This window comes from Alloyangia mangrovi, assembly GCF_002300555.2.
GTDB classification, from domain to species: domain Bacteria; phylum Pseudomonadota; class Alphaproteobacteria; order Rhodobacterales; family Rhodobacteraceae; genus Salipiger; species Salipiger mangrovi.
This window is the reverse complement of the sequence record NZ_NTHN02000021.1, coordinates 51,894-64,460: the sequence shown is the minus strand read 5'-3', so window position 1 is coordinate 64,460 and position 12,567 is coordinate 51,894. Positions and strand designations below refer to the sequence as shown.

Sequence of the window (12,567 nt, the reverse complement as noted above, 5' to 3'; positions counted from 1 at the left end):
AAAAGCCGCCCCGCAACACGAGAGCGTGAGAACCCTGCAGCAAAACTTGTTTGTCCCCCCCTTACGCTTACATGTGATCCAGCAAGACAGAGACGGCACGACGGAGAGGCAGATGGCCCAGATCAAGAACATCCTTCTGGTGGACGACGATGACGACCTGCGCGAGGCGCTGGCCGAGCAGCTGGTCATGACCGAGGATTTCGAGGTGTTCGAGGCCGAGACCGGAGCCGCCGCCATGGCGCGTGTGAAGGAGCAGGTCTACGACCTGCTGATCCTCGACGTCGGCCTGCCCGACACCGACGGCCGCGAGCTGTGCAAGTTGATGCGCAAGCAGGGGGTCAAATCGCCGATCCTCATGCTGACCGGCCATGACACCGATGCCGACACGATCCTCGGCCTCGACGCGGGTGCCAACGACTATGTCACCAAGCCTTTCAAATTCCCGGTGCTGCTGGCTCGTATCCGCGCCCAGCTGCGCCAGCACGAGCAATCCGAGGATGCGGTCTTCACCGTCGGCCCTTACACCTTCAAGCCGTCGATGAAGCTTCTGGTGACCGAGGACGACCGCAAGATCCGCCTCACCGAGAAAGAAACGAACATTCTCAAGTTCCTCTACCGCTCGACCGAAGGCGTGGTCCCGCGCGAAATTCTGCTGCACGAGGTCTGGGGCTACAACGCCGGCGTCACGACCCACACGCTCGAGACGCACATCTATCGACTGCGGCAGAAAATCGAACCCGATCCCTCGAACGCACGCATTTTGGTCACGGAATCCGGGGGTTATCGACTTGTTGCCTGACGAATCGGCGGAAATGTCACGTCATAGCGGTTTTCCGCCAATCGTGATCTGCTCGCCCATTGGTTGACACTGTACTTGGTGATACTCTGACCTAGCCTTTCGGATAGGACTCCCTGTCGGTCAGGTCCCTCATGAGTTCCCGTGGCATGTGCGGGTCATCACATGCACCTCCCTGTTGGACTGGGCCGGGCCACGCGCCCGGCCTCTTTTTTGGAATGCCGGGAGCAGAGTGTCTCCGCTCGTCCAGAGCAAGCCAGACCATTCACTTTTCGGCCGCCCCCGGCCATCTGGTCACTTACACATCGCTTACAAGTCAGTCTGAGCCAACCCGCTCGCTGCCTGCACCTCGGACCCCGCCAATCCCTTCGGGGTCCGAAGCGCATCCAAACCTTCGTCGCGTATTTACCGTGAGTGGTGGTACGACGGCTTGCCCTTTTGATCTGCGTAGAAAATCGTTAAAAAAAGCACGAACGAGGGTGAGATTCCCCCGCCATGCATGGTGAATCCCCCCCGCAGCTTGCCGTTGACGCACCAGATGATAGAAGCCCGGCGCTCCGGCCGGAAAGGACTCAGTTTGACCGACACGCCCCGACGTCTCGAACATCCGAACATGAACGCGCAGCTCCTGCATTGGTGGATGCGCGACTACGATCATGTCTTCGTGGTGCTCAACCCCTTCTTCCGCGTGCCCGGCTTCACGCCGGAAACCACTGCTTGGGGGCCGCTGCGGAGCGAGGCGACGACGCCACAGGAGCTGGAGGCGCTGCTCGAGAGCCTCGGCGGCCCGCAACCCGACCAGGCGCCCGAGGCCTTCGACGAGATCATCAAGACCACCGGTCAGGCGGTCCGCTGGGACATGATCGCCCAGGCGCTCGGGGTCAGCGATTTCCGGCATTTCGCGCGCATGGTCTGGCTCTGGGTGATCGGGGCCGAGCCGCCGGATCTCGACGCCACGCTGGTCTCGCGGATCGCGCGCCACTGCCGTCTGGAAGGGCTCTACAAGCCCGAGGAGGACTGGCTGCCGCTGGTGCTCGAGCCGATGCTCGTGCCCTATTTCGAGGCACTCGGCCTCGACGAGGTCACGCTCTGGGACGAGACCCGCACCTCCTCGCTGGAATGCCCGGTCGAGGCCTTCCACCGCGACGAGCCGCCGGTGGCGCTGATGGACGCTCCGATCTCGGCGATTTCGGCGCCGGGGCTGCTGATCAGCTGGTCGCAGGACCAGGTGACCGGCCTTCTGGCGCTCACCGACGAAATGCGCCAGAAAGCCGACCCCGCACGCCACCTCGAGGGTTTCTGGGCCGGGGCCGGAACCTCGTCCCTGGTGCTGGATCAGCCGCGGGCGCCTGCTCTGCTGCACTGATGCCGGGTGCAACGCGCGCCACCGCGATTGCCCAATAGAAAACGCCCCGACCGAATGGCCGGGGCGTTTCTGCATTTCAGCGAGGGCCGAGGCCGCGGATCACTCCGCGGTCTCTTCCTTCTTGTCCGCTGCCAGCTCTTCGCCGGTTTCCTGGTCGACCATCTTCATGGCGAGGCGCACCTTGCCGCGATCGTCGAAGCCAAGCAGCTTCACGTAGACTTCCTGGCCTTCCTTCAGCACATCCGACGGATGGTTCAGGCGGCGGTTCTCGATCTGGCTGACGTGCACGAGGCCGTCGCGCTTGCCGAAGAAGTTCACGAAGGCGCCGAAGTCGACGATCTTCACGACCTTGCCTTTGTAGATCGAGCCCTCTTCCGGCTCCGCCACGATCGAGTAGATCATGTCGTAGGCCTTCTGGATGGCTTCCCCGTTGGCCGAGGCGATCTTGATCACGCCATCGTCGTTGATATCGACCTTGGCGCCCGACACTTCGACGATCTCGCGGATCACCTTGCCGCCCGAGCCGATCACTTCACGGATCTTGTCGGTCGGGATCTGCATGGTCTCGATGCGCGGGGCGTGGACCGAGAACTCACCGGCCTCGGTGAGCGCCTTGGCCATCTCGCCGAGGATGTGCATCCGGCCGTCCTTGGCCTGTGCCAGAGCCTGCTTCATGATCTCGGGGGTGATGCCCGCGACCTTGATGTCCATTTGCAGCGAGGTGATGCCGTTCTCGGTGCCTGCAACTTTGAAGTCCATGTCGCCGAGGTGGTCTTCGTCGCCGAGGATGTCGGTCAGAACCGCATACTCACCGTCATCTTCCAGCACGAGGCCCATGGCCACGCCGGCCACCGGTGCCTTCAGCGGAACGCCCGCATCCATCATCGACAGCGAGCCGCCGCAGACGGAGGCCATCGAGGACGAGCCGTTGGACTCGGTGATCTCGGACACCACGCGGATGGTGTAGGGGAAGTCGGTCGGTGCGGGCAGAACGGCCTGCAGCGCGCGCCATGCCAGCTTGCCGTGGCCGATTTCACGGCGACCCGGCGAGCCAACGCGGCCCACTTCACCAACCGAGTACGGCGGGAAGTTGTAGTGCAGCAGGAAGTTCGAGCGGAAGTTGCCGTGCAGCGCGTCGATGATCTGCTCGTCGTCGCCGGTGCCCAGCGTGGTCACGACCAGCGCCTGCGTCTCACCGCGGGTGAACAGCGACGAGCCGTGGGTGCGCGGCAGAACCGAGGTTTCCGACACGATCGGACGGACCTGGTCGAGCGCGCGACCGTCGATGCGGCGCTTGTTCTTCACCACGTCCGAGCGCAGGACCACCGACTCGAGCTTCTTGATCGCCGAACCGAGGTTCGCATCTTCGAGCTGCTCTTCGGTGAGCTGTGCCTTGATCTCTTCCTTGGCGGCGGACACGGCGGCTACGCGCGCCTGCTTGTCGGTGATCGCGTAGGCGGCCTTCATCTTGGCTTCGCCAAGACCTTTCACCACTTCGAAGAGCTCCGAGTAGTCGGGCGCCTGGAAGTCGAAGGGCTCTTTCGCAGCAGCCTCGGCCAGGTCGATGATCAGGTCGATCACCGGCTGGATCTGCGCGTGCGCGAAGGTGACGGCGCCCAGCATCTCGTCTTCGGTCAGCTCGTAGGCTTCCGATTCCACCATCATCACGGCGTCCTTGGTGCCGGCGACGACGAGGTCGAGACGCTGATCGGGGTTGTTGCGCAGCCCCTGCATGTCGTCGACGGTCGGGTTCAGCACGTATTCGCCATCGGTGTAGCCGACGCGGCAGCCGGCGATCGGGCCCATGAAGGGCACGCCCGAGATGGTCAGCGCCGCCGAGGCAGCGATCATCGCCACGACGTCGGGGTCGTTGACCAGATCGTGCGACAGCACGGTGCACATCACCAGCACTTCATGCTTGAAGCCGGGGACGAAGAGCGGACGGATCGGACGGTCGATCAGGCGTGCGGTCAGCGTCTCTTTCTCGGTCGGACGCGCCTCGCGCTTGAAGAAGCCACCGGGCACCTTGCCCGCGGCGTAGTATTTTTCCTGGTAGTGGACGGTCAGCGGGAAGAAATCCTGACCCGGCTTCGGTTCCTTCGCGAAGGTCACGTTGGCCATGACCGAGGTCTCGCCGAGCGTGGCGATGACGGTGCCGTCTGCCTGACGGGCGACCTTGCCGGTCTCGAGGGTGAGGGTTTCCTCGCCCCACTGCATGGATTTCGTCGTAACGTTGAACATGTAGCGTATCCTGTAAGGGAGCACTCCCGGCCCTCCGGGTCTCCCGTTTGCATGGTGGCCCCATTGCCACCGCTCCCTATCCTCTTGCATGTGCCCGGGAGCCAAAGGCGTCACGTCTCAGATGGGGCGCGCATACATGAGAATCCGGCTTTTGGGAAGCGATAAGCGTGGACGCCCTGCCACGGGCCAAAGCGCGCCAAAGGCGATCCGAAAGGCTGATCCCTGTTTTCCCCCCACCCATGCTAGGCTGCGACCCGCCCGGTTCACGAAAGGACCTCGGAATGCGCATTCTTCTCCAGGTCGTTCGGCGGGCCGCTTTCGCGATCGCGTTGGTCAGCATCGCGGCTCCGACCGCCCGCGCCGGCACGCCGCGGCCCGTCGTGGTGCACGACATGAGCTTCATCAATTTCAGCCAGGAGGTCGACTACGGCGCGCGCAACGAGGCCGAGCATGCCCGTATCGCGATGCTGTCCGACTATTTCCGCGAGCTGCTCGAGGAAAGTCACCGCTACCGGCTAATCGATCCCGCCCCGCTGGCGGAGGACCTGCGCAAGCATGGCGAGGTCTTCACCTGCAACCATTGCGAGGCGGCGATGGCCCGCAAGCTAGGCGCTGAGCTCAGCTTCTCCGGCGCAGTGCAGAAGCTGTCGGTGCTGGTGCAGACCGTGGTGGTGCGGGTGCGCGACGCGGAGAGCGGAGAGATTGTCGCGCTCTACCAGACCGACATTCGCGGCAACACCGACATCGCCTGGAAGCGCGGGCTGAGGTTCCTCGTCGAGGAGCGGCTGAACGCCCTGCCCTGAATCCGCGCGTCATCCGCTGCACCGGAAAAGCAAAACGCCCACTCCAGAGGAGCGGGCGTCGCGAATTCCGTATCCTTAGCGGATCAGCGGCGGATGCCGAGGCGCTGGATCAGGTCGAGGTAACGTGCCTCTTCCTTGCCCTTCAGGTAGTCCAGCAGCTTGCGGCGCTGAGCCACGAGCTTCAGAAGGCCACGACGGGAGTGGTTGTCCTTCTTGTGGGTCTTGAAGTGCTCGGTCAGGGTCGAGATGCGGCTGGTGAGGATGGCAACCTGAACTTCGGGCGAACCGGTGTCGCCTTCCTTGGTTGCGAATTCCTTCATCAGGCGGTTCTTTTCTTCAACGGTGATCGACATCGGGGTCTCCTTGAAGGTTAGAGGGATGGCGCAAGCCGGGATGTCGTCCAGCAGGGCCCTTGGAGCGCTCCGGCCCGCATGGCCGGATGCGCGCGTATAGGGCGATTCAGCGCCAATGGGAAGCCCGAAGTTCTCCGGGCCGCCGCAACCACCTCAGGCGCCGATGGGGCCGGCGCGTGACGCCTCGAGCAGCGCGATACTCTCCAGCCCCGGAGCATCCGCCTCGGGCAAAAGCGCGAGCAGTTCGCCATCCGCGCGGATCTCGGTCATCCCCGCCGCCTCCTCGCTGGCGCGCAGGTCGAGCGTCGGTGCCGCGTCGCCCGACCAGACCACGATCAGCCGGTCCTGCATCGGGTCGAAATCCACCAGCTCCGCTGACTCGCCCCCGTCGATCCAGTCGCCAAGGTAGAAGTCGTCCTCGTCCGCGCCCCCGCTGGCCACATCGCCGCGGCCGATCCACAGCGCGTCCTTGCCCGAGCCGCCGTTGAGATAGTCCGTCCCGTCCGTATCTGTAGCACCCTCGCCCGGCGTGACACCGGACAGAAAATCGTTCCCGCCGCCGCCAAAGAGCGTGTCCACGCCATCGCCGCCGATCAGTGTATCGGCGCCCTCGCGGCCCAGCAGCGCATCGCGTCCCGGGCCGCCGAGCAAGAGGTCCGCACCGAGCCCGCCCTGCGCCTCGTCGTCCCCCGCACCGCCGTCGAGCGTGTCTCCACCGCCATGGGCGAAGAGCCGGTCATCCCCCTCGCCGCCCCGCAGCACATCCGCTCCGGCCTCGCCGTGCAGCGTGTCATTGCCCGCCCCGCCGAGGATCGTATCGGCGCCGGCGCCGCCGAGCAGCTCATCGTCGCCCCGCAGACCCTCGATGAACTCATCCGCCGCGCCGCCGCCAAGCAGGTCGGTCAGCGGCGTGCCGAGCACCGGGGCGCTGCCGATGTTCTCCGCCCCGGAAACCAAACTCGTGTCTAAGCTGTCGGCGGTGTCGGCAGCCCCCATCTGCGCGCCCTCGGTCTCCTCCTCGCCCTCCGGCACGGCAAAGACCGCCAGCGTTCCCAGAAGCGCCATGCCCATCAATCCGGCCAGCATCAGCATGGCGCGCCTCCACGATCCACCAAGCCGGGATACTGCCCCGGGAGGCACATTCCCGTCACGGCCAATCGCCCCGGAGGGTTAATCCCAGCTTCAGCCCGGCCCCGGCTCTCCCCGCTGCCACAGCCGCGGCTTCTGGCTATAGGCAACGTAAAGCGGATGCCGCGGGTGCCCGTCCCGGGTCAGCCCCAGCACATGCACCTCGCCGGTCAGTCGCGCCGCGATCTCCGCCCCGCGCCCCCAGTGCGCGCCATGCACTCCCCAGCCGGCCAGCGTCATCCCTGCCTCGGCGTGCCAGCGCAGCAGCAGCGCGTCGTTCTCCGGCCCCACCGGGTCCGCGGCCCGGCGGAGCCCGACGGGCGTCGGCGCGCGAAAGGCGAAAATGTTGGCGATGCGCATGCCGCCGAAGCCCATCGCCAGCGCCCGCCGCTGACAGCGCTCGATGGTGGGATCATTGCGCCGCTCGTCGGCCCGGGCGGGGTTGAGCATGACCCATAGCAGCAGGGGTCCCGGCGCCTCGCGCCAGAGCCGTTCCAGCCCGTAGCGATAGCGCCCGCAGGGCGAGTAGAGCGCCCGCGAGCGCAGGCCTCCCTCCTCGTGCCGCCTCTCGATCATGCCCGCAGTCTCGCTGCCCGCGCCGCGGACTGGCAAGCCCGTTGACTTGCCCTTCGGCCCGACACAGGGTCGCCCCGACACCTACAGCCCAAGGATACCCCATGGACATCACCCGCATCGAGGCCGCCGCCGGGCGGCTGCAAGGCCACGCCCGCCGCACGCCGCTGCTCTCTTCGCCCTTCCTCGACGAGATCGCCGGGCGCCGCGTGCTGGTGAAGGCCGAATGCCTGCAGCACACCGGCAGCTTCAAGTTCCGCGGCGCGTGGTCGGCCCTCTCGGCGCTTGATCCGGACGTGCGGGCCAAGGGGGTCATCGCCTTTTCCTCGGGCAACCACGCGCAGGGCATCGCCGCGGCGGCGAAGGGCTTCGGCGTGCCCGCGGTGATCATCATGCCCGCCGACGCCCCCGCCGCGAAGGTCGCGGGCACAAGGGGGCTCGGCGCCGAGGTGGTGCCCTACGACCGAGAGAAAGAAGACCGCGACGCGCTCGGCGCCCGGCTGGCGGCAGAGCGTGGCCTGACGCTGGTCAAGCCCTTCGACGAGCCCGAGGTGATTGCCGGCCAGGGCACTTGCGGGCTCGAAATCGCCGAGCAGGCTGGCGAGGAAGGCGTGACCGAGGCCGACGTACTGGTCTGCTGCGGCGGCGGCGGGCTGACCTCGGGCATCGCGCTGGCGCTCGAGGCCAGGGCGCCCGGCCTTCGGGTGCGCCCCGCCGAGCCCGAAGGGTTCGACGACGTGAAACGCTCGCTGGCCGCGGGCATGATCCAGCGCAATGAAGCGATGGGCGGCAATATCTGCGACGCCATCGTCACTCCGCAGCCGGGCAATCTCACCTTCCCGATCATGCAGCGGCTCTGCGGGCCGGGACTGAGCGTCACCGAGGAGGAGGCGCTGAAGGCCATGCAACTCGCCGCGCGTCATCTCAAGATCATCGCCGAACCCGGCGGCGCCGTGGCGCTTGCCGCGGCGCTCTTCCACGGCGGCGAGATCGAGGGAGACGCGGTGATCTGCACCGTCTCCGGCGGCAACGTCGATGCGGCGATCCTCGCCCGCGCGCTCGCCCTCGACATCTGAGACAGCAAGAGGCGCGGCCCGCATCGGACCGCGCCCCTTTCTTCTAGGCGGAAATATCCCGGGGAGCGCGAGGGGCTGGCCCCTCGCCCTTCTGCGCTCAGACGTCGAGCCGCCGCGCCTCGTCGATCAGCATTACTGGAATTCCATCTCGGATCGGGAAGGCCAGCCCCGCGCCCTTGCTGACCAGCTCCTGATGCTCGGCGTCGTAGTCCAGCACCTCATGGGTCACCGGACAGACCAGCGCCTCGAGCATGCGGCGGTCGAAGGTGAATGTCTCTTCGCTCATTGAATCAGGTCCTCTTCTCCACCGCGCAGGGCGAATTCTATCAGCGTCACCAGCGTCTCGCGGCGCGAGCCCAGACGCGGCGCCTCCAGCAGCGCCTGCTTTTCCTCGGGCGCGAAATCCAGCAGCATCGACAGAGAGTTGATCAGAAGCTCGTCCTCGGCATCCTTCAGCGTGTCCCAGTCGGCCGAGAGCCCGCGCGCGTCGAAATAGCGGTCGAGGAGCTTCAGGAAGGCCCCGCGGTCAAAGCTGTCGTCGCTGTCGGCATGCGGATCGAGGTCCTGCTCGAACCCCGCCCAGCTGACCTTGCAGCGGCGGTAGGGGGTGAAGCCGTCGACTTCCTCCATCACCCGGAAGCGCGACAGGCCCGAGAGCGTGATCATGTAGCGCCCGTCCTCGGTCTCCGAGAACTGGGTGATCCGCCCGGCGCAGCCGATGCGTTGCAGCGAAGGCCGCTCGTCCGAGCCGTTGGCCGCCGGCTGCACCATGCCGATGAGCCGTGCGTCGGTCTTCAGCGCATCGTCGAGCATCGCCAGGTAGCGCGGCTCGAAGATGTGCAACGGTAGCCGCGAACGCGGCAGCAGCAGGGCTCCGGGCAGCGGAAAGACCGGGATCATTCCCGGAAGATCGGTTCGTCTCACCATGACCTGCGAGCTAGGGCGCATCGGCGTTCAGGCAAATATCATCGAGCTGAGTTTGCGGCGGCCATTGAGCACCACCGGGTCGTTTGGCTTGAGCGCCTCGAAGATGGTGAAGAGCTGGGTCTTTGCCGCCCCCTGGTTCCACTCGCGGTCGCGGCGGAAGAGGTCAAGAAGCTGGTTAACCGCCTCTTCGGTCTGGCCATTGGCGTAGAGCGCCTGCGCAAGATCGAAGCGCGCCTGCAGGTCCGACGGGTCGGCCTCGACCTTGGCGGTCAGCTCGGCGACGGGGCCGGCGTTGCTTGCCTGCTTGGCGAGCTCGATCTTGGCGTGGGCCGCTTCCAGCTCGGGCGCCCTGGAGATATCTGCCGGGACGCCGTTGAGCACCGCTTCGGCCTGCTCGATCTCGCCGAGCGCGAGGTAGCACGACACCATGCCCGCAAAGGCCTTGGCGTTCTTCGGATCCTCTTCGAGCACCGCCGCGAAGACCTGCGCCGCATCGGCGGCCGCGCCCTGCTCGAGCATCTCCTCGGCCGTGGCCACGGCCTCGTCTAGCCCGCCCGAGGCGTCGCCGCCCGAAGCCTGCACGACGCGGTCGATGAAGGCCTTCAGCTCCGAGGCCGGAAGCGCGCCCTGGAAGCCGTCGATCGGCTGGCCCTTGTAGAAGGCATAGACCGTCGGGATCGATTGGATGCGCAGCTGACCGGCGATCATCTGCGCCTCGTCGACGTTGACCTTGGCCATCTTCACCGCGCCGCGCGCCTCGGTCACCGCGGCCTCGAGGGCCGGGCCGAGTTGCTTGCAGGGGCCGCACCAAGGCGCCCAGAAATCGACGATGACCGGCACCTCCTGCGAGGCGTCGACCACCTCGGCCATGAAGTCGGCTTCGCTGACGTCCTTGATGAGATCGCCCTTGGGGGCCTCGGTCTTGCCCAGTTCCAGCATGTGATCCTCCGCTGCGGCGGTTAGCTTGGAGTGTTACATGGCGCAGGACATGGCGTGATGCAAGACCGCCCCCCGACGCGGGCCGTCACGGGATCAGCCGCGGCGCGAGAGCTGCGCCCAGATCGGCAGGTGATCCGAGGCGCGCCGTGCCGCGCCGCCCTCCTCGACCCCGGCGTCGTCGAGCGCCAGCGCGGAGCCGTAGGCGATGCCATCGAGCGCCACGAAGGGCCGCGAGGCGTGGTAGCTGCGGCCCGGCAGCGTGAGGGTGAAATCGCGCTCCCATGGCTCGTAGCCGCGCACGTCGGACCATTCGTTGAAATCGCCGAAGATCGCCGCCTCGGCGCGCAGCGCGCCAAGCTGGTCGCGGATCTCGGACATCTGCTTGAGCCGGTAGCGGCGCAGCAGCCCGAGGTGCGCGCCGACAACGTTCACTCCCTCGACCCGCGCCATTACCGCGCCGCGCGGCTCCAGCCCCGGGAGCTCGAAGCGCCGGGTCTCGGTCACCTCGAGCCCCTTGCGCACGAAGATCGCGTTGCCGTGCCAGCCGAGGCTGACGTCGTTCCGGGCCAGGTCGACAACATCGTAGTCGGTCTCCTGCGCAATCAGGAAACGCGGGATCGCGGCAGGCCGGGGCCCGAGCCGCAGGTCGGCCTCCTGCAACACCACCACGTCGGCGCCGATCTGGTTGACCACCTGCAGGATCCGCGCCGGATCGCGGCGGCGGTCGATACCCATGGCCTTGCGGATATTGTAGCTGGCAACCTTCAGCGCGGGCTTCGCGTCGCCGGTCACTGCAGGCTTGGGAGAGGCGGAGAGGGGCATAATGGCGGGCACCTTCACAGGATCGGAGCCATCAACCGCGCGAAGGGCGCGGCGGCACGCACCCACAACGGGTGCTCGTGCAGCGGCTTGTCCATCTTGTAGGCGCTGGTGAAATCGGCCTCCAGCATCTTCGCCACCCGCGACGCGAAGCCGCGGTCGAAAATCACCGCCATTGTCTCGAAATTGAGCCGGAACGAGCGATTGTCGAGGTTGGCCGAGCCCACCGCGGCCAGATCGTCGTCGACCAATACCACCTTCTGGTGCACGAAACCGCCCTCGTAGCGCAGCACCTCGACCCCGGCGGCGCGGACCTCGTCGAAGAATGCATGGGCGGCGAGCCAGGGCAGGTAGTGATCGATGGCATCGGGCACCAGCACCTTGACGTCGCAGCCGCGCAGCGCGGCGCTGACGAGGGCCGAGAGCACGTCCTGATCGGGCACGAAATAGGGCGTGGCGATCCACACCCGCTCGCGCGCCTCGGCCAGCGCCGAGATGAAGAAGAGCGCCCCGGTGTCCATGTCGTCGGCAGGTCCAGAGGGCAGCACCAGACCCGAGAGGTTCTCCTCGGCACTGTCGGGCCGCCAGTTGAGCCCGCCGCCGATGCTCTCGCCGGTGGCCCAGTGCCAGTCCTCGGCGAAGACCAGCTGCAGTTGCGCCACCATGGGTCCACGCAAGTGCAGGTGGGTGTCACGCCAGGGGCCGAAGGTGGGGTTCTTGCCGAGGTAGTCGTCCTTGACGTTATGACCGCCGATGAAGCCCTCCTGCCCGTCGATGATCACCGTCTTGCGGTGGTTGCGGAAGTTGATCTGGAAGCGCGAGGTCGGGCCCGGCGCATTCGCGGGATCGACCACTTGCACCCCGGCGTCGCGCAGGGCGTTGAGGTAATGCGCCGGCAGCCCGTAGCTGCCCACCCCGTCGAAGATCAGCCGCACCTCCACCCCGCGGGCCGAGGCGGCGATCATCCGCTCGGCCATCTGGTTGCCCACGCCGTCCTCGGCGATGGTGTAGAACTGCACCAGAAGGTAATGCTCCGCCCGGTCCATCGCCTCGAAGACCGCGTCGAAGGTCGCCTTGCCGTCAACCAGGAGATCTGCCGAATTGCCGCCCACCGTGGGCATCGCCGCCAGCCGCTCGAAGGCGCGGTAGCGGGCCTGGTCGGCGACGGCGGGAGGATAGTCGGCGCAAAATGCGTCCATCTCGCGCCGCACGAGACGGCTGCTGCGCCGGGTGACCCGGTAGCCCTTCAGCTTGTGTTGCCCGAAGAAGAGATAGGCCGGCAGTGCGAACCACGGCGCGGCAAGCAAAAAGACGGTCCAGGCCGCGGCCCCTTGCGGCGTGCGGGCGGTCGAGATCGCGCGCCAGACGGCAAAGGCCACCACAGCTGGCAGGACGACCGCCAGAAGGACGGCAAAGATCGTGGTATTCGAGCCCATGCGTGGCGCTCCGATGCTGCGTCCGGGAACCATGTCCGGGTCCCGCCTCAACCAGAGCGCATCGCGGATTGTTCCGCAAGCGCCCGGACTTGTCGCAAGACCGGGCGCCG

General features: G+C 66.6%; 13 protein-coding genes. 4 read left to right on the top strand and 9 right to left on the bottom strand.

Going from position 1 to position 12,567, the window contains the following annotated elements:
• Nucleotides 1-112: 112 nt before the first annotated feature.
• Nucleotides 113-799: a response regulator transcription factor gene (locus tag CLG85_RS13045; RefSeq protein WP_095880623.1), complete on the top strand. Its 687-nt coding sequence runs from the start codon at nt 113-115 to the stop codon at nt 797-799.
• A 574-nt stretch (nt 800-1,373) separates the two neighbouring features.
• On the top strand, nt 1,374-2,162 hold the full coding sequence (locus CLG85_RS13040) for a DUF2711 family protein (protein ID WP_235865282.1): 789 nt from the start codon (nt 1,374-1,376) through the stop codon (nt 2,160-2,162).
• A 99-nt stretch (nt 2,163-2,261) separates the two neighbouring features.
• Here CLG85_RS13040 and pnp read toward each other — a convergent pair whose 3' ends face one another.
• Nucleotides 2,262-4,403, bottom strand: coding sequence for a polyribonucleotide nucleotidyltransferase (gene pnp, locus CLG85_RS13035; RefSeq protein WP_095880625.1), 2,142 nt, complete (start codon nt 4,401-4,403; stop codon nt 2,262-2,264).
• A 281-nt stretch (nt 4,404-4,684) separates the two neighbouring features.
• Here pnp and CLG85_RS13030 point away from each other — a divergent pair, with 281 nt between their 5' ends.
• The gene (locus CLG85_RS13030) at nt 4,685-5,206 is read left to right on the top strand and encodes a DUF3280 domain-containing protein (protein ID WP_176476458.1); all 522 of its coding nucleotides are present in this window, start codon (nt 4,685-4,687) and stop codon (nt 5,204-5,206) included.
• Nucleotides 5,207-5,289: 83 nt separating this feature from the next.
• On the opposite strand, the gene rpsO is transcribed toward CLG85_RS13030, so the two are convergent.
• From rpsO to CLG85_RS13015, 3 genes are all read right to left on the bottom strand, one after another.
• Complete coding sequence (gene rpsO, locus CLG85_RS13025) at nt 5,290-5,559, bottom strand: 30S ribosomal protein S15 (RefSeq protein WP_095880627.1); 270 nt, start codon at nt 5,557-5,559, stop codon at nt 5,290-5,292.
• Nucleotides 5,560-5,712: 153 nt separating this feature from the next.
• On the bottom strand, nt 5,713-6,651 hold the full coding sequence (locus tag CLG85_RS13020; protein WP_095880628.1) for a calcium-binding protein: 939 nt from the start codon (nt 6,649-6,651) through the stop codon (nt 5,713-5,715).
• Between the two features lie 90 nt (nt 6,652-6,741).
• Entirely contained in the window at nt 6,742-7,263 is a 522-nt protein-coding gene (locus CLG85_RS13015; protein ID WP_095880629.1) for a DUF1643 domain-containing protein, read from the bottom strand.
• Nucleotides 7,264-7,364: 101 nt separating this feature from the next.
• On the opposite strand from CLG85_RS13015, the gene CLG85_RS13010 reads away from it, so the two are divergent.
• On the top strand, nt 7,365-8,336 hold the full coding sequence (locus CLG85_RS13010) for a threonine ammonia-lyase (RefSeq protein WP_095880630.1): 972 nt from the start codon (nt 7,365-7,367) through the stop codon (nt 8,334-8,336).
• Between the two features lie 97 nt (nt 8,337-8,433).
• On the opposite strand, the gene CLG85_RS13005 is transcribed toward CLG85_RS13010, so the two are convergent.
• The 5 genes from CLG85_RS13005 to cls all read right to left on the bottom strand — a co-directional run bounded on the left by CLG85_RS13005 (nt 8,434) and on the right by cls (nt 12,457).
• Entirely contained in the window at nt 8,434-8,622 is a 189-nt protein-coding gene (locus tag CLG85_RS13005) for a Trm112 family protein (protein WP_095880631.1), read from the bottom strand.
• Entirely contained in the window at nt 8,619-9,263 is a 645-nt protein-coding gene (locus CLG85_RS13000) for an LON peptidase substrate-binding domain-containing protein (RefSeq protein ID WP_095880638.1), read from the bottom strand. Before CLG85_RS13000 ends, CLG85_RS13005 begins: the two co-directional genes overlap by 4 nt.
• Before the next feature lie 27 nt (nt 9,264-9,290).
• A complete protein-coding gene (locus CLG85_RS12995) occupies nt 9,291-10,202 on the bottom strand; it encodes a thioredoxin family protein (protein ID WP_095880632.1) in 912 nt (303 codons plus the stop codon).
• A 93-nt stretch (nt 10,203-10,295) separates the two neighbouring features.
• Nucleotides 10,296-11,024 (bottom strand): endonuclease/exonuclease/phosphatase family protein, encoded by a 729-nt coding sequence (locus CLG85_RS12990; protein WP_235865283.1) that lies wholly within the window; start codon nt 11,022-11,024, stop codon nt 10,296-10,298.
• A 14-nt stretch (nt 11,025-11,038) separates the two neighbouring features.
• Complete coding sequence (cls, locus tag CLG85_RS12985) at nt 11,039-12,457, bottom strand: cardiolipin synthase (protein WP_176476459.1); 1,419 nt, start codon at nt 12,455-12,457, stop codon at nt 11,039-11,041.
• Between the last annotated feature and the right edge of the window lie 110 nt (nt 12,458-12,567).

Coding starts and splice junctions, on each gene's coding strand:
- CLG85_RS13045 (WP_095880623.1), top strand. CDS start 113: ATGGCCCAGATCAAGAACATCCTTCTGGTGGACGACGATGACGACCTG.
- pnp (WP_095880625.1), bottom strand. CDS start 4,403: ATGTTCAACGTTACGACGAAATCCATGCAGTGGGGCGAGGAAACCCTC.
- CLG85_RS13030 (WP_176476458.1), top strand. CDS start 4,685: ATGCGCATTCTTCTCCAGGTCGTTCGGCGGGCCGCTTTCGCGATCGCG.
- rpsO (WP_095880627.1), bottom strand. CDS start 5,559: ATGTCGATCACCGTTGAAGAAAAGAACCGCCTGATGAAGGAATTCGCA.
- CLG85_RS13020 (WP_095880628.1), bottom strand. CDS start 6,651: ATGCTGATGCTGGCCGGATTGATGGGCATGGCGCTTCTGGGAACGCTG.
- CLG85_RS13015 (WP_095880629.1), bottom strand. CDS start 7,263: ATGATCGAGAGGCGGCACGAGGAGGGAGGCCTGCGCTCGCGGGCGCTC.
- CLG85_RS13010 (WP_095880630.1), top strand. CDS start 7,365: ATGGACATCACCCGCATCGAGGCCGCCGCCGGGCGGCTGCAAGGCCAC.
- CLG85_RS13005 (WP_095880631.1), bottom strand. CDS start 8,622: ATGAGCGAAGAGACATTCACCTTCGACCGCCGCATGCTCGAGGCGCTG.
- CLG85_RS13000 (WP_095880638.1), bottom strand. CDS start 9,263: ATGGTGAGACGAACCGATCTTCCGGGAATGATCCCGGTCTTTCCGCTG.
- CLG85_RS12995 (WP_095880632.1), bottom strand. CDS start 10,202: ATGCTGGAACTGGGCAAGACCGAGGCCCCCAAGGGCGATCTCATCAAG.
- CLG85_RS12990 (WP_235865283.1), bottom strand. CDS start 11,024: ATGCCCCTCTCCGCCTCTCCCAAGCCTGCAGTGACCGGCGACGCGAAG.
- cls (WP_176476459.1), bottom strand. CDS start 12,457: ATGGGCTCGAATACCACGATCTTTGCCGTCCTTCTGGCGGTCGTCCTG.